The organism is Lampropedia puyangensis, from assembly GCF_004833285.1.
Taxonomy (GTDB): domain Bacteria; phylum Pseudomonadota; class Gammaproteobacteria; order Burkholderiales; family Burkholderiaceae_C; genus Lampropedia; species Lampropedia puyangensis.
The window spans coordinates 612,586-634,305 of record NZ_STFG01000001.1 but is presented as its reverse complement, the minus strand read 5'-3'; the positions used below and the strand labels follow the sequence as shown (position 1 = coordinate 634,305).

Genomic DNA, 21,720 nt, shown 5'->3' with positions numbered 1-21,720 from the left:
CCGCAATTATCCCAGTCTGCGGACAACCTTTCCAGCCTCAGACCAAAAGACCATACCCTGCAGCCGCCTGATGGCCCATGACAACGCAGTAAAAACACGTTCTCATAGCGTCGCGTCGTGCACACCAAGCTCGGCATCCAACAACGCGACAACTGCCTGCGCCACCTGCACAGCATACTCATCGACCAAGCGCCAGCGTGCAGAATCAACCGCCATAGATTGCCAGGTCACTGCAGACACGGGTTGAACCAATGGCATTAACTGCTGCAGTAAAGCTGACTGCTGCGGCCCAGCGGCGTTCCCTCCGACCTCCAATCGCAGCAACACCTGCACCAACGTATTCAGTTTACGCTGCAAGGCATCTGGTGCCGCGCCATCAGCATGCGCCAACGTCCTCGCCCAGCCCTCTCCCAACAGTAAACTGGCCCCATACAAACGGGCAGCATGCCGACCATACCGCCGTGCGTGCGCCTGCACCTTGTCACTAACCAACCGCCCCCGTACGGACCATTTGGCTGACTGGTCGCTTTGCTCAATAGCGGCCTGCAACACCGACAAATTGCTGTAGGCCTGCGTGATGGTGTTGAGTGCCTTTTCGGCCTGCGCAGAATCTGTCCCAGCACAGGCCAGCTGCATGGCCTCTAATCCTTTGCCGAGCTGGTGCAAAAGCTTTTGCGCTGCAACCGACATCCCTTTGAGTGGGTCCGTCGTGAACAAAATCTGGCTGAACACCAAGCCGATTGCAGCGCCAGTCATGACATCGAGCAAACGCGCCTCGCCCGCAACCGCAGGCCCCATAGCCCAAACCAAGAGCACGGATACGGCCGCCTGAATCGCCGCAACCGGCGTTGGACTGACCAAGCACCCCAGCAGTAAAGCAATAAAAATTGAACACCCCAAGCGCAACATAGGATGGTGTTCAGGCAGCAACCACGCCACTTCAGCAATCACAATCCCTATGGTGCATCCCAGCAGCATGCTCCAAGTTTGCTTGAGGTGGCTGGGCAAGCCCGGCGCCAGACACACCACAACAGCCACGGCTGCAAAAGTGGGTTTGGCGTGCCCCCATAGCAAGTGGGCAGCTACCCAAGCCAGCACGGCAGCAATGGCTGAGACCACGGCATCACGCAAAGCGAAGTCCACGCGTGCCTTTGCAACTTGTGCCATGTATTGAAAAAAGCCTGCAAACATCCGCTCTTCCTATTAAACCGCTCCGGGCCTGCTCACAATATCCTCATCATCGAACAACAGCATTCAAGTTTTTTCATAAACCCGAATCACAAGACTTCCATCCTAAATACGTTCTAAACGCATCCAACTGCGCTTCATTCAGCGCGCCTTCACTCAGGCACAAAAAACACAACACACTGTTTCTTTTTTAGGCATTGTCTCGGCCCATAAAAGGCGCAAGATACTCAGCAAGGCACAAGATGCCTTGATGCAGCTTAAAGAGGAAAAAACTCTGAATCCCCCACACTATGAGTGCGTGAAAGGGCTGCAACACATTGCCATTGTGTGGCTGCTTCTTTGGCAATGCACGTTCTATTTGATGCAGCTTTAGGGAGTCCAATTGTGGCTTACAAAACCGTTAATCCATATACAGGCGAACAACTGAAAACTTTTCCAGATGCCACTGACGAGCAGGTTCAACAAGCTATTGGTCACGCACATCAGACATTTTTGAACTGGAAGGAAACCCCTTTTTCCACTCGCGCAGCCGTTTTAAACAAGGCAGCCAAACTGCTACGGGATAATGCTTTTCAATACGCCAGCATCCTCACTTTAGAGATGGGCAAGCTGATTGGTGAAGCAGAGGCAGAAGTCGAGTTGTCTGCACAAATTCTGGAGTATTTCGCTAAAAATGGGGAGTCCCTACTCCAACCCGATGTACTTCCTGTGTCTGCCGCTGATGGCAAGGCCTACATCGTGCATGAGCCATTAGGCGTGCTGCTGGCCGTTGAACCCTGGAACTTCCCTTACTACCAAATCGCCCGCATTCTGGCACCTCAACTGACTGCGGGTAACACCCTGCTGCTCAAACACGCCTCCAACGTCCCCCAAAGCGCAAAAGCCTTTGAACAACTGATGCGCGATGCAGGCCTGCCTGAAGGCGCCTTCATCAACCTGTTTGTCAAACACACCCAAATTGAATTGATTTTGAACGACCCTCGCGTTCATGGTGTTGCACTGACAGGTTCGGAAGGTGCTGGCGCCATCGTTGCTGGTCTAGCAGGCAAAGCGTTGAAAAAATCAACCCTGGAACTCGGAGGCGCCGATGCCTTTGTTGTCCTTCACGATGCAGATGTCCCCAAAGCCGCCAAATGGGGGGTATTCGGTCGCCATTGGAATGGCGGCCAAGTGTGTGTTTCCTCCAAACGCATGATTGTGGTTGATTCTGTCTATGACGAATATCTGCGCCTCTACACAGAAGGCGTAGCTCAGCTCAAAGCTGGCGACCCCGCTGAGCGCTCCACCACCTTGGCGCCGCTGTCCTCACAAAGCGCGGCAGATGAGCTCAAAGAAAAAATACATCAGGCTGTGGCCCACGGCGCCATTGCCACAGAAGTTGGCCCCAAGGTGCCTGCTCAAGGCGCTTTTGTTCAGCCCACCATCCTGACCAATGTCACACCAGACAACCCTGCCTACCATCTGGAATTCTTTGGCCCCGTTTCCATGATTTTCCGCGCCAAAGATGAAGCTGACGCCATTCGTATTGCCAACGATTCTCCGTTCGGATTGGGTGGTTCAGTGTTCACTCAAAACGTCCAACATGGCGAAGAAGTAGCCAAGAAAATCTCAACCGGCATGGTGTTCGTAAACCAACCCACACGTGTCAAGGCCGACATGCCATTCGGCGGCGTGCGCAATTCTGGCTATGGCCGAGAACTGGTTCATCTGGGCATCAAAGAGTTTGTGAACCACAAACTCATCAACGTAGTTGATATTGACGCCCCCTTCTAAACATCAGTGCTGTGCATCTTTCGGCAACAAACGCCATCTGCAGAAGCAATCGGAAGCTTCCCGCAGATGGCATATTGATTGCCGCGATCACTCCGTCCAGCACACGTTGCAACGAAGATAAACAGCTAAAAAACAAAAAAACAGGAAAAAATGAAAAAAAACACCAAACTTCCAAAAATGAACTCAAAAGCCCTATACAATGCGGCCTTCGCTTCAGGCGCGTAGCTCAGTTGGTTAGAGCACCACCTTGACATGGTGGGGGTCGTTGGTTCGAATCCAATCGCGCCTACCAATGATTTTTTTTGAATTATTCAAAAAAATAAGATTCATTGGAAATAAATGAACCGCACATTTTTGTGCGGTTTTTTTTTTGCGCAAAACAACTGCGAAACGCTACTTTTAAGCCTCAAAAAAAAGGGCCGCACCATCGAGCAGCCTTTTTTTTGCGCATCAGCACAAGCAATGCAGCAAGTATATAGTCGCAGGAAATGCCTATATTGCCGCACACCGACGACACAATCCTACAAAGCGATGTCTGGCACTTTCTTCACTTCAGCAGGATTTTCTACAGGATGGCTGCCAGCGGCCACGCCTTGCAGGGTTGGCGGAGCCATAGCCAACTGCAGTGCTTCTGTCGTCTCTGCCCACACCTGCGCCAACAACGCAGGATTTTCGTTGAGCTTGACGCCATAGCTTGGCACGATGTGCTTGATCTTGTCTTTCCATGCCGCTGTTTGCATCTGCTGTGGAAACACCGTCTCCAGCAGCGACAGCATGATGGCTGGAGAGGTCGAACCACCAGGTGATGCACCAAGCAACGCACTCAACGATTTATCTTGTGAAGCCACCACCTCAGTCCCCAGTTTCAGCTGGCCACCTTTTTCCGGGTCGTTCTTGATGATCTGCACGCGCTGCCCTGCTTGCCACAGGCGCCAATCCTCATCCTTGGCTTCGGGCATATAGCGGCGCAGCGAATCCATCTTCTGTTCTTTACTCAAGCTCAACTGACCTGCTAGATATTTGATCAATCCAAACTCATCGACTCCCACTTGCAGTTGCGGAATCACAGTGGAAAAAGTCGTTGCCTTGAGCAAATCAAAGTAAGAGCCATTCTTCAAAAACTTACTGGACCAGGTCGCAAATGGGCCAAACAGCAGCACCTGCTTGCCATCGAGCATGCGCGTATCCAAATGCGGCACCGACATTGGTGGCGAACCGGTATCAGCCAGACCGTATACCTTGGCCAAATGGCGTTTGGCAATTTCAGGTTTTTCTGTCACTAAAAACTCGCCGCCAACCGGAAAACCCGCGTAGCTCTTTGACTCAGGAATGCCCGAAAGCTGGAGCAAAGGCAATGCCGCGCCACCGGCGCCAATGAATACATAACGGGCATCCACGGTTTGGATTTTGCTGTCATCACGCATGTCAAATGCAGAAACCCGCCATGTGCCATCTTCGTTGCGGGTTATAGAACGCACTTCGTGGCCCGTGACAATCTTGAAATGGGGCTGACTCGACAAGTAGCGGTAAAACTGGCGGGTGATTTCGCCCAAATTCACATCAGTGCCCATGGTGTTGCGCGTAACCGTCAGCACTTCCCCATCAGCACGCCCCTCCATCATCAGAGGCACCCATTGCTTAATTTGTTCAGGATCGGTGCTCGACTCCATGCCTGTAAACAACGGCGAAACCGACAGCGCCTTTAACCGCTTGTCGATGAACTGGCGATTTTCCTCACCAAACACCATGTTCATATGAGGCGTGGAATTGATGAAGTCGCGTGGATTACCCAGCACTCCTTGGCGCACCTGATGCGCCCAGAATTGACGCGAGACTTGGTGGCTTTCATTGATGCGCAAGGCAGCGGCAATTTGCACATTGCCATTGGTGTCCATCGGTGTGTAATTCAACTCACACAACGCAGCATGCCCGGTGCCTGCATTGTTCCAGCCGTTGGAACTCTCTTCGGCCACTTGGTCAAGCCGCTCAAACACCTCGCAAGTCCAGCCGGGTTCTAGCTCTGCCAGTAAAGTACCCAAAGTGGCACTCATGATGCCCGCGCCAATGAGCAGCACATCGACTTGACGGTCTGCAGTCGCAGCTCTGTACTGGCTGCCACCAAAAACGCTATAGCCCACGACACCAAGCCCCGCCACCCCGGCTGTGGATGCAATGAACTTGCGGCGCGTGAAAGTGCTGGAAGTGCTTGCAGTTGTTTGATCTGTCATAACCATCAATATTGAGTTAGAGAATGATTCGTAATTCTGCTTGAAATGGCTTTTTGTGCGCTACACACCCAGGAAAACCCTAGGTGTTTCGTGTTTTTACAGATTTTCTGCGCGGTGGCTTACGCATTAATCGCTAATTCACACACCCAATAATGCCACGTCACTCAGGCATAGATGCTTCGCAGGCCACACGCAAACGCTCCATGTCTTGAGGTGGCATGGGGGCAGTCATCATGGCGCGGTACACCATGCACACGTTGGTTTCCTCCTGGTGTTGCACAGGAGCCTCTCTCTCCTGCGCAGGCAAGTGGTTGGCACAACCCGCAAGCCATGCCCCCACGACAACGATCACCAGAGCTCTCTGGCAATGGCGCATCAAGGGTACAGCCCTCGTAATTCGCGCGCTTGCAAAATGCGGGTACAGGCAACAATGAAGGTGGCTGTACGCAGGGTCACCTTATGCTGCTGCGCAACATGCCAAACGGAATTGAAAGCGTCCTTCATGATCTTGACCAAACGCTGGTTGATTTCATCCTCTGTCCAGAAGAAGCTGGAGAAATCCTGCACCCACTCGAAATAACTCACCGTCACACCACCGGCGTTGGCAATCACATCGGGCAGCACCAAAACGCCTTTGTCATTCAAGATGTCATCTGCTGTTGGCGTGGTCGGGCCGTTAGCGCCTTCAATCACCATCTTGGCTTTGATCTGGTGCGCATTGTCTTTATTGATCTGCCCTTCCAGCGCAGCTGGAATCAAGATGTCACAGTTCACACCCCAAAACTCTTGCGCCGCCATGCTGTCAGCCTGTTTGAAGCCCCCAACGCCCCCACTTTCGCGCACATGCTCAAGCAATGCTGGTACGTCCAAACCGCTGTCGCTATAGACGGTGCCCGTGTGGTCTTGCACCGCAACCACAATCGCGCCAGCTTCAGCAAAAAGTTTTCCAGCAATACCGCCCACATTCCCAAAGCCTTGTACGGCAACACGTGCACCTTCAATGGGAAGACCAATGAGTTTGGCCGCCTCCACCCCAACCGTGAATACGCCGCGCCCCGTAGCTTCACGGCGCCCCAAGGATCCCCCCAACTCAATAGGCTTGCCAGTCACCACGCCAGTCGCAGTAGCGCCCACGTTCATCGAATAGGTATCCATCATCCAGGCCATCACCTTTTCGTTGGTGTTGACATCAGGTGCAGGAATATCTTTGGTTGGGCCAATAATCAGGCCAATTTCACTGGTATAGCGGCGGGCTACTTTTTCCAGTTCGTTTTGCGAATATTGGCGCGGATCAATCCGAATACCACCTTTGGCACCGCCGTAAGGCACGTTCACAGCCGCATTCTTAACCGACATCCAAGCCGACAAAGCCATCACTTCAGACAGCGTCACATCCTGGTGGAAACGTACGCCGCCTTTGCCTGGCCCGCGCGATAAGTTGTGCTGCACCCGATAGCCTTCAAAGTGGGCCACAGTGCCATCATCGAGCTCGATAGGAATATCTACAATCAACGCCCGCTTGGGGTGCTTGAGTGTTTCAACCCATTTGGCCAAATGGCCCAGATAGGGGGTGACTCGATCAACCTGTTTAAGGTAAATGCCCCATGGCCCCAAATGCTCAGGATTCAAATATGAAGGCAACGCATGTTGATGCTGGTAGCTGCGTACTTTAGGCGCTGGCTCGGTTTGACGCTCAACGCGTGCAGGTGTTGCAGGCAGCTTGGCTACAGGCACTTTTTGCTTTCGGACTGCAGAGGCTTTTTCAGCAGATGGGCTGACCGCAGCAGCCTTCACAGTCGTGGCTTTTGGCTTGGCTGTGGTGGTGGCTTTCTTGCTAGGGGGCATGGATTGTCTCCAAGGTTACACAAAAGCTACAGCATAGCTTTCTAACCGGCTTTGTCTATTGCCCATGCGCCAATTAGGTGCAATGCCATTGCAAACGCGCTACAGTCTCGGGTTTTCCTTGGTTCCCAGAGTTATTCCCATGCAGTTACAAGGCATCCGTCGCCGGATTGTGTACGTCACCATTTACGAAATCATTGCCATCGCCGTCTCTAGTTGGGGACTGGCCTTCGTCAGCGGGCGAGGCATGTCGCAGGCACTAGTTGCAGCCGTGGCGGCATCTGCCATCGCTGTCAGCTGGAACTACGTTTTCAATACTTTTTTTGAGCGCTGGGAAGCCAAGCAAACCGTTAAAGGCCGCAGCATCAAGCGCCGCATTGCCCATGCCTTGGGTTTTGAAGGCGGTTTGATTGTGTTTCTGGTGCCCCTGTTTGCGTGGCAATTGAACGTTACCCTCTGGCAAGCCTTTGTGATGGATTTTGGTTTGATGGTGTTCTTCCTCGTCTATACCTTTGTGTTCACCTGGTGTTTTGACCGCATTTTTGGCCTGCCCAATAGCACTCAAACAGTCAGTACAGATACCAGCGCAGAAAACCAAACCACGGCCAGCGCCTGACCCGACACCCCAACGCCACCACCGCGTAATTGCACGCCTTGGGCCACCCAAGTAGTGGTGCAACACCAGCACCCGCTGGCACAATGACGGGTAATCCCGCAGACACGATGAATTGATCGCTCCATGTCCAGCACGTCTACCCCCGCTTCTCCCATCGCCCCGCCCGCCATGCGCCTCTCTGGCCTTGAGCCCCTTGTTATTGACGATAACTCCCTCTTCGTCAACATCGGTGAGCGCACCAACGTCACCGGCTCCAAAGCGTTTGCGCGCATGATTCTCAACGGCCAGTACGAAGAAGCGCTGGCCGTGGCACGTCAGCAAGTGGAAAACGGCGCGCAGATCATCGACATCAACATGGACGAGGCCATGCTCGACAGCAAGGCCGCGATGGTGCGCTTTCTGAACCTCATCGCGTCGGAGCCCGACATCGCCCGCGTGCCCATCATGGTCGATTCGTCGAAATGGGAAGTGATCGAGGCGGGCCTGCGCTGCATTCAGGGCAAGCCCATCGTCAACTCCATCTCCATGAAAGAAGGGGTAGAGAAATTCAAGCATGAGGCCGAGCTGATCAAACGCTACGGCGCGGCCACCGTGGTGATGGCGTTTGACGAAGTGGGCCAAGCCGATACCTACGCCCGCAAGATCGAGATTTGCGAGCGCGCCTATCGCATCTTGGTGGACGAAGTCGGCTTCCCGCCGGAAGACATCATCTTTGACCCGAACATTTTTGCCGTCGCCACCGGCATTGAAGAGCACAACAACTACGCGGTGGAATTCATCGAAGCCACACGCTGGATCAAGCAAAACCTGCCCGGTGCGAAAGTCTCCGGCGGCGTGTCGAACGTGTCCTTTTCCTTCCGCGGCAACGATCCTGTGCGCGAGGCGATTCACACCGTATTCCTCTACCACGCCATCAAAGCGGGGATGGACATGGGCATCGTCAACGCGGGCATGGTCGGCGTGTACGACGACCTGGAGCCCGAACTGCGCGAGCGCGTGGAGGACGTGATCCTCAACCGCCGCGAAGACGCGGGCGAGCGCTTGGTGGAAATTGCCGAAAACGCCAAAGGCCTAGCCAAGGACGAGAGCAAAAAATACGAATGGCGCGGCACACCGGAAAACCCCGTGCCGGTGGAAAAGCGCCTCGCCCACGCGTTGGTGCAAGGCATTACCGAATTCATCACGCAAGACACCGAAGAGGTCTACCAGCAAATCGTCGCCAAAGGCGGCCGCCCACTGCACGTGATCGAAGGCCCGTTGATGGACGGCATGAACATCGTTGGCGACTTGTTTGGCGCGGGCAAAATGTTCTTGCCGCAGGTCGTCAAATCCGCCCGCGTGATGAAGCAAGCCGTGGCGCACTTGGTGCCGTACATCGAGGAAGAAAAGCGCCTCTTGAAAGAATCCGGCGCGGAAGTCAAAAGCAACGGCAAGATCATCATGGCCACCGTCAAAGGCGATGTGCACGACATTGGCAAAAACATCGTCTCCGTCGTGCTCGAATGCAATAACTTCGAAGTCGTCAACATGGGCGTGATGGTGCCGTGCCACGAAATTCTGGCCAAGGCCAAGGAAGAAGGCGCGGACATCGTTGGCCTCTCCGGCCTGATCACGCCAAGCTTGGAAGAAATGCAGTACGTCGCCAGCGAGATGAACAAAGACGGCTGGTTCAAAGAACGTGGTATTCCGCTGCTGATCGGCGGCGCAACTACCAGCCGCGTGCACACCGCAGTCAAAATCGCCCCGCATTACGAAGGCCCCGTCGTCTACGTGCCCGATGCTTCGCGCAGCGTAGGCGTGGCGCAAAACCTGCTGGGCGATGGCGCGACTAACTTCATTACCGAAACGCTCGCCGACTACGAAAAAGTCCGCCAACAGCACGCCAATAAAAAGCCCGTGCAGCTGTGGCCGCTGGACAAAGCCCGTGAAAACAAATGGTGGCCATCCGCAGCAGGTACAACCGGCACTTCCAATTCCGTTCAGGCTGAGCCCGTCGAAGCCGGATCACAAACACCAAGCCCGTTAATGGACTCAGCAAGAACGGCTGGTCTACAAGCTTGGCAAGCCTACCAACCCACCACGCCACGCGCCCTTGGCCGCCGCGTCATCGAAAACCTTGACCTGCACGAGCTAGAGCGTTTCATCGACTGGGGCCCCTTCTTCCAAACTTGGGATTTGGCCGGCCCCTACCCCGCCATTCTGGAAGACGAAATCGTCGGTGAAGAAGCCAAACGCGTCTTTGCCGACGGCAAAGCCATGCTGCGCCAAATCATCGAAGGGCGCTGGCTCAAAGCCAGCGGCATCATTGGCCTCTACCCGGCCAATACGGTGAACGAAGACGACATCGAAATCTACGCCGACGAAAACCGCGACCAAGTGCTGATGACCTGGTACGGCCTGCGCCAGCAAGCCCCTAAACAAGCGGTGGACGGCGTGATGCGCCCCAGCCGCTGCTTGGCCGACTTCGTCGCACCCAAAGAATCCGGCGTGAAAGACTACGTAGGCCTGTTTGCCGTGACTGCCGGTTTGGGCGTAGAGAAGAAGGAAGAAGAATTCCGCCGCTCGCTGGACGACTACTCCGGCATCATGTTCAAAGCCTTGGCCGACCGCTTGGCCGAAGCCTTTGCCGAATACCTGCACTGGCGCGTGCGCACCGATTTGTGGGGCTATGCGCTGCATGAATCTTTAGCCAACGAAGAGCTGATCGCCGAGAAATACCAAGGTATCCGCCCCGCCCCCGGCTACCCGGCCTGCCCAGACCACAGCGCGAAAACGCCGCTGTTTGAGGTGCTGCATGCCGAAGAAATTGGCATGAGCCTGACCGAGAGCTTGGCCATGTGGCCTGCTTCATCGGTGTCTGGGTTTCAGATTGCGCATCCTGATTCCGATTACTTCACGCTAGGGAAGATTGGGAAAGATCAGGTGGAGGAAATGGCGAAACGGCGTGGGATGGATGAGGGGGAGTTGAAGCGGCTGTTGGCGCCGGTTTTGGGGTGATCGCACATAAAATTTCAAAAATCAATGTTTAACGAAGAAGATCAAGTTCAAATAACTAATGAATATGCTGCGCTTGGAAGAGCCATTGTTAATTTTGAAAAAATCATCGATACCATGCGTCGACTACTAGCGCACATGTTTTCAAACAACTACGATGAGCAGCGTTTAATTGCACCGTTACTTGCAACCATGACAGCAGATCCTATGCTGCGTGCATTCATAGCTGTCAAGTCCCAGCACGTCTTGTACTACAAACAATCTGAAAGTGCGCCCATCACCCTTTACTCTTGAACTTGCATATCAAAATACATCCTCATTCAAAGTAGTCGTTCATGCCAACTCCCCACTTCGACCTTGAATTGCTACGCACCTTTGTGACCATTGCCAATGCCGATACCTTCGCATTGGCGGGACGGCAACTCGGGCGCAGCCAATCAGGTATCAGCCACCACATGCAGCGGCTGGAGGCGCAAGTGGGCTTGCCGCTTTTTGTCAAAGATGGTCGCGCCAAGCGCCTGACGGTGCACGGCGAGCAATTGCTGCGCTATGCGCGAGACATTCTCTCGCTCAATGACGATGCCATGCGCTCGCTCAAAGCCACAGGCGAAGGTGGCGTGCTGCGCTTAGGCTCCCCCCACGACGTGGCCGATGCCTTGCTGCCGCAAATGCTCAATCGCATTGCCCGCTCCATGCCGCAATTGCGCATTGAGGTGGTGGTCGCACGCAGCCCACAACTGATGGTGCAGTTGCACCAAGGCGAATTGGATTTAGCGCTCTCCACCCGAGAAGATGCCGCACTCGAAGGCTTTGCCATGCGCAAATCGCCCACGGTGTGGTTGTGCGCCGCGCACTTCAACATTGCGGCTGGCCGCGCTTTGCCATTGATCTTGGGCGATGAGAGCAGCCTGTTTCGCCGCAGCGCCATCGATGCGCTTGAGCGCGCACAAATCCCTTGGACGCAGGTGTGCTCCTCCGGCAGCCCTTTGGGCATTAAAGCCGCTTTGCGGGCTGGCCTTGGCATTACCGCCCGCAGCATGGAAATGGTAGGCCCCGGAGTGCGTTTGCTGGGCGCTGAAGATGGCTTGCCACAGCTGCCAGAGGTGACCTACCACCTCTGGGTACGCCCGCACAGCCTGAACCCGTTTGCCAAAGAAATCTTCAAGCTGCTGCGCGAAGGCAACCACGCTTAATGCAACACGCACAGCCCTCTAATTCATGAAGAGAGCCAACAAATACATGCAGAAATTTAATGTATTTTAAAATTAAGCCAACTCCCCCAAACCTCATAATTTTATAAAAATATTTAAATTCAAAGTGTTATAAAAAATAAAACTCAGCCTTCAATCATCTAATTTCTTATCTGTTCAAAAATCATAAACATATTCAAGAACAGTATTTGATCGCATATAGCCCTGCCCCTACCATCACGGCCTTGCAATAGCTAGTCATAGCTTGCAATAAAAACCCAGCAATTGGCACATGCCCCTTCTTGGCAAGACTCTGGCTGACAAACCCACTGCACAGCAGTGGATCCGTGATGAATCCCCAACGCCAAACAGGTGGCGATCGATGAGCTGGCATGAGTATTCGCGAAATTTCTTTGGATGATTTGGTAGCGCGTTTGCAAACGGCAGCCATTGAGCAGGCATTGCTCGACGTGGGCGAAGAAGGCGAGTACGGCACGGGCCACTTGCTGCGCGCCGTCAACGCGCCTTACAGCCAGCTCGAACGCATCGTCGGTCAACTGGTGCCGCGCCTCGGCTGCCCGGTTGTGCTTTTGGATCACGGGCACGGCATTGCCGCTTTGGCCGCCAAGCGCCTGCAAGCCATGGGTTATAGCGATGTGCAACTGCTAGCAGGTGGGCACGCGCTTTGGCAAGCACAAACCACGCAAGCGCTGTTCTACGGGGTGTTCGGCGTAAGCAAAGCTTTTGGCGAATGGGTGGGTGAGCACTACGCCACGCCCATGCTGCAGCCTGATGCTTTGGCCAAGTGGATTGAACAAAAAGCCGATGTGGTTGTGTTGGACCCCCGCACCGTGGCCGAGTACAAAGCCCGCCACATTCCAACAGCAATCGCCTGCCCTGGTGCTGAGCTGATGTACCGCATTCAAGACCTTGCCCCCTCACCCTCCACCACGGTGGTGGTGGCCTGCGGCGGGCGCACCCGCGGTTTGATTGGCGCGCAAAGCCTGATTGATGCTGGCATTCCCAACAAGGTATTTGCCCTTAACGATGGTTTGCACGGCTGGCAATTGGCCAATCACCCATTGGCGCAAGATGCTACCCAAGTTTTTGGCAGCACCAGCGCCGCCGCACAAACCATTGCGTTAGAGCGCGCAGCCGCACTGCGCCAGCGTTTTGCACTGCCGCTAGCCACAGCCGAGCAAGTACAGCACTGGCAATCCGCCGCTGAGCGGGCGCAGCGCACCACCGTGGTGGTGGACGTGCGCACGGCTGAAGAATTTGCCAGCGGCAGCGTTGCTGGCGCCATCCACGCGCCCGGCGGCCAGCTGGTGCAAGCCACAGACCGCTGGTTAGGCACTTGGGGTGCCCGCATTGTGCTGGTGGATGACAATGGCGTGCGCGCCACCGCATCGGCCCGCTGGCTCAAGCAAATGGGCTGGGAAGTGCACATCGCGCCGATTGCAACCGGTGCCACAGGTGCAACCGGCGCAACAAAAATCCCAACGGATGCGAGTGCGGAATCGAACGCGGACTCAAACGCCAACGCGAATGTCGAGACAGCTGCCACCACACTCATCCTGCCCCTCACCGGCAGTGCCAAACACAAGGCCGATGAAGCCGCAAAAGTCGAAGTGCCGCGCACAGCGGCTCCTCGCATCGCCGCAGAAATTTCGCTGCAAGAGGCCGTAGATATGTTGGAGCAAGCCGCCGCAGGCCTTGCACCACAAGCCGATGCAGCGGTCATCGCCATCCACTGCGACAACAGCGCGCAATACCTGCAAGGCACGGTAGGCACAACGCAATGGACGGCGCGCTGGGCCAACCGCGCCCGTTTAAGCCCTTGGCGCACCGCTTTGCAAAATGGCGCTAAAGCAGTGGTTTTTTCTGCCGATTCTGAAGCGGCCCACTTGCTCGCCAATGACTTGCAAGAAGCACTTCCGCCCGAGCAGCGCCACAATGTGCTGGTAGTGCGTGGCGGCCTTCAAGCATGGATAGAGGCTGGCCTACCCACCATTGCCCCGGCTCCCGCTAGTCTGGTGCCAGAGCAAGATCAGCGCATTGACACCCTGTTTTGGGCAGCCAGCCGCCGCCAAGGCGACCGCGTGGCCATGCGCGTCTACCTCGATTGGGAAAAGCAATTACTGGCCCAAGTGCGCCAAGGTGAGCCCCAGTTCCCACAAAGAACCCAATCCGACACCGGCGTGGCCGATGCCGCCACAACGACCAAGGATACAAGCCCCATGTCTCACGCTCTCGTCACCATTGCCGCACCTGAAGGCCAAGGCAGCTACCAAGCGATTCACCTGCCCGCCAATGCCAATAATGGCAAGCCCAAAGCCGCCATCGTGGTTTTGGCTGAGATCTACAACCTCAACGCGTGGATTGAAGTCGTCGGCCAAAAATACGTGGCCGAAGGTTGGGAGGTGCTGATCCCCGATTTGTACTGGCGCCAGCCCGAAGGCCGCGGCATCGCCTTGGAATACAACCCCGAAGACCAACAACGCGGCCGCGCTTTTGGCGGTGCGGTCGATCGCGCCCAAAGCGCCTTGGATGTGCTGGATGCTGTGCGCTTTTTGCGCGCCAAGGTCGGCGCGGGCGTGCCTATTGCCACCGTCGGTTATTGCATTGGCGGTGAGCTGGCATTGCTGGCTGCAGCTGAGGCATCTGCCAAAGCCGATGGTTTGGACGCGGCCATTGCCTACTACCCCACCTTCATGGAGCGCCATTTGGCCAAGCTCCCGGCGATTGCGCTGCCCACCATCGTCAACATTGGCGAGTTGGACCACCGCACCCCACCCGAGCTGGTCGCCCAACTGCGCGAAGGTTTGGCGGGCAATGCACAAGCCCAAGTGGATGTGTACCTTGGCGCCAACCACGGTTTTGGCCGCTTTGGTCACCCGCCCTTCCATGCCGAATCTGCAGTGACCGCTCACCAACGCTTGGTCGCGCTGGTGAACAGCTTGGCAAGCACAGCGGCTTAACCCGCAGCACACCCAACGTAAAACCGACGTGAAGCCGAACGCCAAGCCCATGCACAAGATAACCACACACTGCAGCGCGCACGGCATGCCGTGGTGCAACGCCGTGCGATGTTGACCACCGAGCACGCGTTCACCCTTCACGTTTGAAACACCCTCTCCAATCCATGCCGCATCCAACAACTCAGCCGGCATTCATTGAACCAGAACAGGAACACCCCATGGCATTGCCCTTCTCCCGTCGCCTTTTCACCCAAGTCGGTTTGGCCGCTACCGTCTTGACCGCCGTGCTGCCGCTGGCAGCCCAAGCGCAAGGCGCCGACACGCGCCAAAACCGCATCGTGGTGGCATCCTTCGGTGGCCAGCTTGATGAGACTTACAAAAAAATCTTCGCCCAGTTTGAGAAAGACAATAACGTCACCATCGACTGGGTTCCCGGCACCGCGCCCAACAACGTCGCCAAGTTGGCCGCCACCCGCAACGCGCCTGAATACGATGTGGTGCTGTTTGAGAACGTGACCCAGCGCCTGGCCTCCACCCAAGACCTGCTGGCGCCGATTGACACGACCATCGTCACCAACTACCAAGACACAGCCGAAGGCGCACGTGCCAAAGACAATGATGGCGTAGGCATTGGCGCTTTTGTCACCGGCATTTACTACCGCAAAGATGCGTTCGCCAAAAACGGTTGGGCCGCTCCCACCAGCTGGAATGACCTCGCTCGCCCCGAGTTCTGCAACCACCTCGGCTTGGAAAAAGCCGGTCAGGTCTATACCCTCAATGCCGTGCTGATGCTCGCTGGTGCTGACGTGAGCAAGATCGACCAAGGCATCTCCCGCTTTACCGAGCTGGCCAAATGCGCCCGTGTGCTCGAACCCGCTGCCGCCAAGCATGAAGAAAAAATCCTCTTGGGTGAATACCAAGTCGGCGTGAGCGCCACCATCCGCACACTGCCACTGGTGCGCAAGCTGCCCGATCTGGCCTTTGTGCTGCCCAAAGAAGGCGCCATTCCCAGCTACACCATGGTTGCCCCTGTGAAGGGCGCGCCCAATGCCGCTGGTGCGCAAAAGTTCATCAACTGGTTCCTCGCGCCACAATCGCAGCAAACTTTGGTGCGTGAGCTGTTCTACAGCCCAGTGAACACCAAGGTCGAAGTACCTGCTGACTTAGTCGTCTTGGGCGTGCCTACCCAAACCGTGTTGGCCGCTCAGCCTAAGATCGACAATGACGTCCTCGTCAAAGATCGTCGCGACTGGACCCGCAAACTCGAACGCGCGCTAGAGCGCTGAGCATCGGATTCAGCATGTCCAACCACCCGCCATCATTGCAAGCCATGGATACCCGCCCTGCGAACTTGTTTTCGGAAGAAACCGGCTTTCTCTCCCTGCAAGGGCTGCGTAAAACCTTTGGTGATCACACCGCCGTTGAAAGCCTGAATCTGGAGATCCAGCAAGGCGAGTTCATCTCGCTCTTGGGGCCATCGGGCTGCGGCAAGACCACCACCTTGCACATGATTGCGGGTTTTATTCAGCCCAATGCGGGTCGCATCACCTTGGATGGCCGCCAGCTTGAGCACGTACCCAGCCACCAGCGCGGTGCGGCCATGGTGTTCCAAAACTACGCGCTCTTCCCCCACATGAGTGTGTTTGACAACATCGCCTTTGGCCTGCGCATGGCCAAGGTGAGCAAGTCCGACATCGCCACCCGCGTGGGCCGCATTCTGGAGCTGGTGCGCTTGGATGGCTTAGCCAAGCGCTACCCACGTGAACTCTCAGGCGGGCAGCAGCAGCGCGTGGCCTTGGCCCGCGCTTTGGTGCTGGAGCCTCGCCTGCTGCTGCTCGATGAGCCACTGAGCAATTTGGATGCAAAGCTGCGCCAAGAACTGCGCCGCGATTTTGTCGAGATTCACCGCCTCACAGGCATGACCACCATTTTGGTCACCCACGATTTGGATGAGGCATTCTCCACCTCAGATCGCGTAGCCATCCTCGGCCATGGGCGTTTGCAGCAATTTGCCACCCCACGTGAAATTTTCACCCAACCGGCTACGCGCTTTGTCGCGGCCTTTGTCGGCCATACCAATGTGCTCACCGGCCCAGTCACCCCAATTGGCAACGGCCAATACCAATTGGCGGCGGCAATGACGGAGGCTGCGCCTCCCGCCGCCTTGCAGGTGCCTGCGCCCTTGAACGCCCACTCTGACCACCGCAGCTACGCCATCCCATCGCACAGCTTGCGCTTAAGTGTTGAAGGCGCAACAGATGCCGCTGGCATAAACAGCGTGCCAGCCGAGCTGTTGAATCTGGAATATTTAGGCTCCACCGTGCAATTCACCATCCGCTGCTTGGGGCAAGAGCTGCGCGGTGAGCAAGCCGCTGGCCCGTGGATGGACGCGCTGCAAGGCAACGCACCGCTGTTTGCGCAATGGGCCGTGGCCGACACCATCGCCCTGCCTAAGGAATGAGCATGACCACCGCTTCTGCCTCATCCCCCTCTAAGCACTGGCTGCTGCTCGCCCCGGCTACAGCCTTCATCGGCGTGCTGTTTTTAGCGCCTGTTTTGCAGCTCTTGATCGCCAGTGTGATCGAGACGCAAAGCGATGGCAGCTGGGCCTTCACGCTGGCGCGCTACGAGAGCTTTTTCGCCGACTCCTACAACCTGCGCTTGATGCTGCGCACGCTGGGCATCAGCTTGGCAACGGTGCTGGCATCGCTGGTGCTGGCGTTTCCCGTGGCGCTGTACATGCGCGAACTCAGCCCCCGCAAACGCGCCTTCTTAGCCATCCTCCTGCTATCGCCACTGCTGACCAGCTTGGTCGTGCGCACGCTGGCTTGGGTGGTTTTGCTTGGCCCCAAAGGTTTACTCAATGGCTGGTTGGCGCACTTTGGCCTGCCCGCAGTCACGCTGATGTACAACGTCACCGGCGTGGTCATCGGCCTGACGCATGTCTACTTTGGCTACATGCTGCTGTGCCTGATGACCTCGGTTTTGAAGATCGACAACAGCTTGCTGCTGGCCGCCCAAAACCTAGGCGCAAGCCGCTGGCGCGTGATTTGGCACGTCATCTTGCCGCTGTGCACACCGGGCATTGTGGCTGGCTCGATCTTGGTCTTCACCATGAGTGCCAGCGCCTACGTCACCCCCGATTTGCTGGGCGGCACGAATATGAAAGTCATGGCATCCGAAATTTACGACCTCGCCATCAACTACCTCGAATGGCGTGAAGCTGCCACCGTGGCCGCCATCTTGTTCATTGCCGTATGGGCAGTAGTGGCCGTCGCCGCCAAACTGGGCGAGCGCCCCAACTTGGTGGGCGGAGGTAAATCATGAGCCGTACGACAACATCCTCCTCCAACCGTTGGCTGGCGCTGTGGAGTGCGCTGGTGGTGATCTTCGTCATTGGCCCACTGCTGCTGGTGTTCGCCGTCTCGCTGACCACGCACGACTTCATGAGCTGGCCCGATGAAGGCATCTCCTTCAAGTGGTATGCCCAAATCGCCCAGCGCACCGAGTTTCTGCAAGCCGCGTGGAACAGCCTGCTGCTAGGCGTAGGCACAGCCGCGGCCGCCGTGGTGCTGGGCTTGGCCGCCTCGCTGGGTTTGAACCGCAGCCGTTTTACCGGCCAATCGCTGCTGCGCACGGTGCTGATGACGCCGCTTTTTGTGCCCATGATCCTCAGCGGCTTGGCCATTCTGGCCGTGTTCTCGCAATACGGCTGGTCACACCAACCCTCGCGCTTGTTTGTTGCGCATTTGGCGCTGACCTTGCCTTATGTGATCCGCACCGTCTCCGCCAGTTTGATGGCCTTTGACACCCGCCAAGAACTGGCCGCGCAAAACTTGGGCGCCACGCCGTGGCAAACCTTCCGCTTGGTGACTTTGCCGCAACTGGGCCCCGGCCTCTTTGCGGGCGCGCTCTTTGCCTTCATCGTCTCGTTTGACAACGTCGGCCTATCGCTCTTTTTGAGCGGCACCAACTTCAGCGTGCTGCCCATCCAGCTCTACAGCTACGCCTCGTACAACAACGATCCGGTGGTGGCTGCTATTTCGGTGACGATGGTCTTGCTCTCCATCCTCGTTGTGGTGGGGGTGGAGAAAACCATCGGCCTTGAAAAACTGATGCGCTAAGCAGCTCAAACACACGCAAACAAAATTCTGAAACCCCAACAGAGAAGCACACCATGACACAACACAGCGAAATAGCCACCGCACGCGCCGCCGGTGTGAGCGCCACGATGGCAGAAATCCAGCAACTGCACGCCCAGCGCGGCATTGATCGCGAAACCTTAAAAGAAACCGCTGCGATTCTGGAACGCTTGGCCGCACACAAAGAATGGTTTGCACCGGAGGATTTCCCCGCCCCGCAAAACGGCTCCCTCTCCACCCGTTATGCACTGCACACCAACCCCGACCAAAGCTACGCGCTCTACCTGAACACGCAGCTGCCAGGCAAAAACTCCGTACCGCACGACCACCGCACCTGGGCCGTGATCGTCGCCATCCAAGGGCAAGAAATCAACCGCATCTACCGCCGCACCGATGATGGCAGCGACCCGCAACGCGGCACGCTGGAGCTGGAACGCGAACTGATTGTGCAACCCGGCACATCGGCTGCGTATTTAGGTGACGACATCCACAGCATTCACATGCGCGGCGAAGGCCGCACCCTGCTCTTTCACCTCTACGGCCGAGCCTTAGAAACCCTGACCGAGCGCCTCGCCTTCGACTTGGAAAGCGGCACCGTGACAAGCTATAACAAAACCTATTGGCGACCCAATGCTTCAACACATCTAGCCTGATGCGGCTCTCTTCTCTCCTTTTAGAATGTGCTCACGTTCTAAATCAAACTGTGCATAGGCCAATGTATCTAAAGCGCCTAGCATGATTCAATCATCAAAACGGCTCGGTGTATTTTCTTGTGGCTGTTAAAGTGGCATCCATGAACAGCGAAAAACAAGTCCCAACAGCAACTTCTGCACACGGCCTTCAACAGCGGGCGCTGAACTCTTGGCCAGTTCAAGGCGTGATGCACTGGATGGCCGTTGATGGAATGCGCATGAGTGCATCCATGGCTTTTTATGCCATGCTCAGTTTGGCTCCATTGCTTGTCTTGATGGTTGCTGGCTTGGGCTGGTGGCTTGATCGCAACATGATTCAAGACACGGTACTGACTCAAATTCAAGCAGTAACCGGCCCGCAAGTTGCCTCCGCTATTCAGCAAGCGATGCAAAGTGCCACTGCCCCCACCCAAGGATTGATCGCCAGTGTGATTGCCTTTGGTGTGCTGTTGATGGCGGCAACCGGTGTGTTTGTTGCCCTGCAAGACTCGCTCAAAATGATTTGGGGCGTCGCAAAAGACGGCAACCAACCTTGGTGGTGGGTGGTTGTTTTGCGCTTGCGGGGTGTAGGCTATATGCTGGCACTGGGTGGGCTGCTTATGGCATCCCTCGTCCTATCTGCCGTGCTGCGCGTAGTTGCCAGAATGCTGGGCGATTCCTGGATTCACCCATGGCTGTGGTCATCCTTGAATGAAGGTTTGTCGTTCCTGTTTGTCTTGCTACTTTTTGTGGGCCTGATGCGCATCAGTGATGGCGCAAAACCCTCTTTGCGTCACTTGATCATAGCCTCAGCCATTGGCGCAGTGCTGTTTACCTTAGGCAAACATGCAATGGCTATCTACTTGTCTGGGGCCGCAGCGGTTTCAGCATATGGTGCAGCTGGCTCGCTCGTTGCCTTGTTGATGTGGCTCTATTTTTCCAGCGCGATCTTGTTACTTTCAGCCAGCATCGCCAAAGCCTTATCGGATCAAAAACAGACAGTGCAAGAGGAAAAATCAACACCTAAATTTACAAGCGAGAATGGCACCTCTTCGCAACGTAGACCAGGATGACCAGCCGCAGTTAGACTGCTAAACAACCCTAAAATCAAAAGAGCAAAACAGCCAATCCACCAGACTGCGCTAGGAACTTACTCCTCGCTCTTGCGCTGGTGTGCATGCAACACTAGCCCCTCAACAGAAGGGGCTGGCAAACGCTTCAACGGTGTATTAAGTACTGTGCCAAACCGCTCGCTGTGCGCTTGCCAATCACGGGTTGCTTCCACCACTTCCTCGGTGCTATAGCCAACAAAATTCCACCAAATGATGGGCGTTTGCGCCAATGGTTCGCCACCGATAACCATCAGTTGCAAATCCTCATGACCATCGCGCGCCAACTCAAGCACCGCAGCCCCTGCTGATAAGTACAAAAAGTCACTGGGGTCAAGCATCTCGCCATTGATCTTGGTCCGCCCTTTCAATACCAACACACCATATTCATACGTTGGGTTGAGCTCCATGCTCACATTGGCATTGGCCTCGCCCGCAGTCAACCGAATATCAACACCCACCAATGGTGAATACACTTCTACAGGGGAGTGCTGCTGCCCCAAACTACCGGCCAATAAGGTGAATTGCCAAGCCCCATCGTCCCAACGAGGAAGTTCCGGGTAATGGGCAAATGCCGCTGGGCCATGGCGGTGGGATGCAGGCAATGCAATCCAAAGTTGCACTAAATGTAACCCCCCTGTGCTGTGGGCTTCTTCCACGTGGCTAATGCCACGGCCTGACGTCATTAAATTAATCTGACCTGCACGAATCACTTGTTCATAGCCCAAGCTGTCGCGGTGCATGATTTCACCTTCAATCATCCAAGTGAAGGTTTGCAAGCCAATATGAGGGTGCGGGCCCACATTCATCATATTGTGTGCAACTGGGCCTGCATGGTCCAAAAAGCACCAAGGCCCAACTGTGCGAAGGGCACGGGTAGGCAAGGCACGTTTGATGGTCAACCCCTCGCCCAATTCTGAATCACGAAGAGGAATGCGTATTGCTTTTTTTAGTGTGTTCATACAAGTCACTCCATGAGGGCTTAT

General features: G+C 55.8%; 16 protein-coding genes and 1 tRNA gene. 13 read left to right on the top strand and 4 right to left on the bottom strand.

The genetic code is table 11. From position 1 onward, the window contains the following. Positions 1 to 102 precede the first annotated feature (102 nt). Positions 103 to 1,167 carry an FUSC family protein gene (locus E9531_RS02680; protein WP_158291703.1) on the bottom strand — a complete coding sequence of 355 codons (1,065 nt, stop codon included), beginning with the start codon at positions 1,165 to 1,167 and terminating at the stop codon, positions 103 to 105. A 405-nt stretch (positions 1,168 to 1,572) separates the two neighbouring features. Here E9531_RS02680 and E9531_RS02675 point away from each other — a divergent pair, with 405 nt between their 5' ends. Beyond that, the gene (locus E9531_RS02675; protein ID WP_136572166.1) at positions 1,573 to 2,961 is read left to right on the top strand and encodes an NAD-dependent succinate-semialdehyde dehydrogenase; all 1,389 of its coding nucleotides are present in this window, start codon (positions 1,573 to 1,575) and stop codon (positions 2,959 to 2,961) included. A gap of 215 nt (positions 2,962 to 3,176) precedes the next feature. Continuing rightward, positions 3,177 to 3,253 (top strand) — tRNA-Val (locus E9531_RS02670). A gap of 229 nt (positions 3,254 to 3,482) precedes the next feature. Here the strand turns inward: E9531_RS02670 and mqo are convergent. Together mqo and E9531_RS02655 are read right to left on the bottom strand one after the other, a co-directional pair. After that, positions 3,483 to 5,195 carry a malate dehydrogenase (quinone) gene (gene mqo, locus E9531_RS02665; RefSeq protein ID WP_136572165.1) on the bottom strand — a complete coding sequence of 571 codons (1,713 nt, stop codon included), beginning with the start codon at positions 5,193 to 5,195 and terminating at the stop codon, positions 3,483 to 3,485. 369 nt (positions 5,196 to 5,564) lie between these two features. Further along, positions 5,565 to 7,034: a Glu/Leu/Phe/Val family dehydrogenase gene (locus E9531_RS02655; protein ID WP_244609940.1), complete on the bottom strand. Its 1,470-nt coding sequence runs from the start codon at positions 7,032 to 7,034 to the stop codon at positions 5,565 to 5,567. A gap of 139 nt (positions 7,035 to 7,173) precedes the next feature. Between E9531_RS02655 and E9531_RS02650 the strand changes: the two genes are divergently transcribed. The 11 genes from E9531_RS02650 (at position 7,174) to E9531_RS02600 (ending at position 20,698) form a co-directional block, all read left to right on the top strand. After that, positions 7,174 to 7,647, top strand: a complete 474-nt coding sequence (locus E9531_RS02650; protein WP_136572163.1) for a PACE efflux transporter — start codon at positions 7,174 to 7,176, stop codon at positions 7,645 to 7,647. Positions 7,648 to 7,815: 168 nt separating this feature from the next. Next, a complete protein-coding gene (gene metH, locus E9531_RS02645) occupies positions 7,816 to 10,644 on the top strand; it encodes a methionine synthase (protein ID WP_244609955.1) in 2,829 nt (942 codons plus the stop codon). Positions 10,645 to 10,668: 24 nt separating this feature from the next. Beyond that, a complete protein-coding gene (locus E9531_RS02640; protein WP_136572161.1) occupies positions 10,669 to 10,935 on the top strand; it encodes a hypothetical protein in 267 nt (88 codons plus the stop codon). 41 nt (positions 10,936 to 10,976) lie between these two features. Then, entirely contained in the window at positions 10,977 to 11,834 is an 858-nt protein-coding gene (locus E9531_RS02635; RefSeq protein ID WP_136572160.1) for a LysR substrate-binding domain-containing protein, read from the top strand. A gap of 389 nt (positions 11,835 to 12,223) precedes the next feature. Then, a complete protein-coding gene (locus E9531_RS02630; RefSeq protein WP_136572159.1) occupies positions 12,224 to 14,812 on the top strand; it encodes a rhodanese-like domain-containing protein in 2,589 nt (862 codons plus the stop codon). A gap of 164 nt (positions 14,813 to 14,976) precedes the next feature. Beyond that, entirely contained in the window at positions 14,977 to 16,098 is a 1,122-nt protein-coding gene (locus E9531_RS02625) for an extracellular solute-binding protein (protein ID WP_136572158.1), read from the top strand. 14 nt (positions 16,099 to 16,112) lie between these two features. After that, complete coding sequence (locus E9531_RS02620) at positions 16,113 to 17,273, top strand: ABC transporter ATP-binding protein (RefSeq protein ID WP_211343346.1); 1,161 nt, start codon at positions 16,113 to 16,115, stop codon at positions 17,271 to 17,273. A gap of 2 nt (positions 17,274 to 17,275) precedes the next feature. After that, on the top strand, positions 17,276 to 18,139 hold the full coding sequence (locus tag E9531_RS02615) for an ABC transporter permease (protein ID WP_158291702.1): 864 nt from the start codon (positions 17,276 to 17,278) through the stop codon (positions 18,137 to 18,139). Further along, positions 18,136 to 18,936, top strand: a complete 801-nt coding sequence (locus E9531_RS02610) for an ABC transporter permease (RefSeq protein WP_136572156.1) — start codon at positions 18,136 to 18,138, stop codon at positions 18,934 to 18,936. Before E9531_RS02615 ends, E9531_RS02610 begins: the two co-directional genes overlap by 4 nt. A 53-nt stretch (positions 18,937 to 18,989) precedes the next feature. After that, complete coding sequence (locus tag E9531_RS02605) at positions 18,990 to 19,607, top strand: cysteine dioxygenase family protein (protein ID WP_136572155.1); 618 nt, start codon at positions 18,990 to 18,992, stop codon at positions 19,605 to 19,607. Positions 19,608 to 19,747: 140 nt separating this feature from the next. Further along, the gene (locus tag E9531_RS02600) at positions 19,748 to 20,698 is read left to right on the top strand and encodes a YihY/virulence factor BrkB family protein (protein WP_136572154.1); all 951 of its coding nucleotides are present in this window, start codon (positions 19,748 to 19,750) and stop codon (positions 20,696 to 20,698) included. A gap of 77 nt (positions 20,699 to 20,775) precedes the next feature. Here the strand turns inward: E9531_RS02600 and E9531_RS02595 are convergent, their stop codons facing one another. After that, positions 20,776 to 21,696, bottom strand: coding sequence for a pirin family protein (locus E9531_RS02595; RefSeq protein WP_136572153.1), 921 nt, complete (start codon positions 21,694 to 21,696; stop codon positions 20,776 to 20,778). Positions 21,697 to 21,720 lie beyond the last annotated feature (24 nt).

What these genes read in the sequence shown, in the direction of transcription:
- E9531_RS02680 (WP_158291703.1), bottom strand. Translation starts at nt 1,167, where the DNA reads ATGGCACAAGTTGCAAAGGCACGCGTGGACTTCGCTTTGCGTGATGCC.
- mqo (WP_136572165.1), bottom strand. Translation starts at nt 5,195, where the DNA reads ATGGTTATGACAGATCAAACAACTGCAAGCACTTCCAGCACTTTCACG.
- E9531_RS02655 (WP_244609940.1), bottom strand. Translation starts at nt 7,034, where the DNA reads ATGCCCCCTAGCAAGAAAGCCACCACCACAGCCAAGCCAAAAGCCACG.
- E9531_RS02650 (WP_136572163.1), top strand. Translation starts at nt 7,174, where the DNA reads ATGCAGTTACAAGGCATCCGTCGCCGGATTGTGTACGTCACCATTTAC.
- metH (WP_244609955.1), top strand. Translation starts at nt 7,816, where the DNA reads ATGCGCCTCTCTGGCCTTGAGCCCCTTGTTATTGACGATAACTCCCTC.
- E9531_RS02640 (WP_136572161.1), top strand. Translation starts at nt 10,669, where the DNA reads ATGTTTAACGAAGAAGATCAAGTTCAAATAACTAATGAATATGCTGCG.
- E9531_RS02635 (WP_136572160.1), top strand. Translation starts at nt 10,977, where the DNA reads ATGCCAACTCCCCACTTCGACCTTGAATTGCTACGCACCTTTGTGACC.
- E9531_RS02630 (WP_136572159.1), top strand. Translation starts at nt 12,224, where the DNA reads ATGAGTATTCGCGAAATTTCTTTGGATGATTTGGTAGCGCGTTTGCAA.
- E9531_RS02625 (WP_136572158.1), top strand. Translation starts at nt 14,977, where the DNA reads ATGCCGCATCCAACAACTCAGCCGGCATTCATTGAACCAGAACAGGAA.
- E9531_RS02620 (WP_211343346.1), top strand. Translation starts at nt 16,113, where the DNA reads ATGTCCAACCACCCGCCATCATTGCAAGCCATGGATACCCGCCCTGCG.
- E9531_RS02615 (WP_158291702.1), top strand. Translation starts at nt 17,276, where the DNA reads ATGACCACCGCTTCTGCCTCATCCCCCTCTAAGCACTGGCTGCTGCTC.
- E9531_RS02610 (WP_136572156.1), top strand. Translation starts at nt 18,136, where the DNA reads ATGAGCCGTACGACAACATCCTCCTCCAACCGTTGGCTGGCGCTGTGG.
- E9531_RS02605 (WP_136572155.1), top strand. Translation starts at nt 18,990, where the DNA reads ATGACACAACACAGCGAAATAGCCACCGCACGCGCCGCCGGTGTGAGC.
- E9531_RS02600 (WP_136572154.1), top strand. Translation starts at nt 19,748, where the DNA reads ATGAACAGCGAAAAACAAGTCCCAACAGCAACTTCTGCACACGGCCTT.
- E9531_RS02595 (WP_136572153.1), bottom strand. Translation starts at nt 21,696, where the DNA reads ATGAACACACTAAAAAAAGCAATACGCATTCCTCTTCGTGATTCAGAA.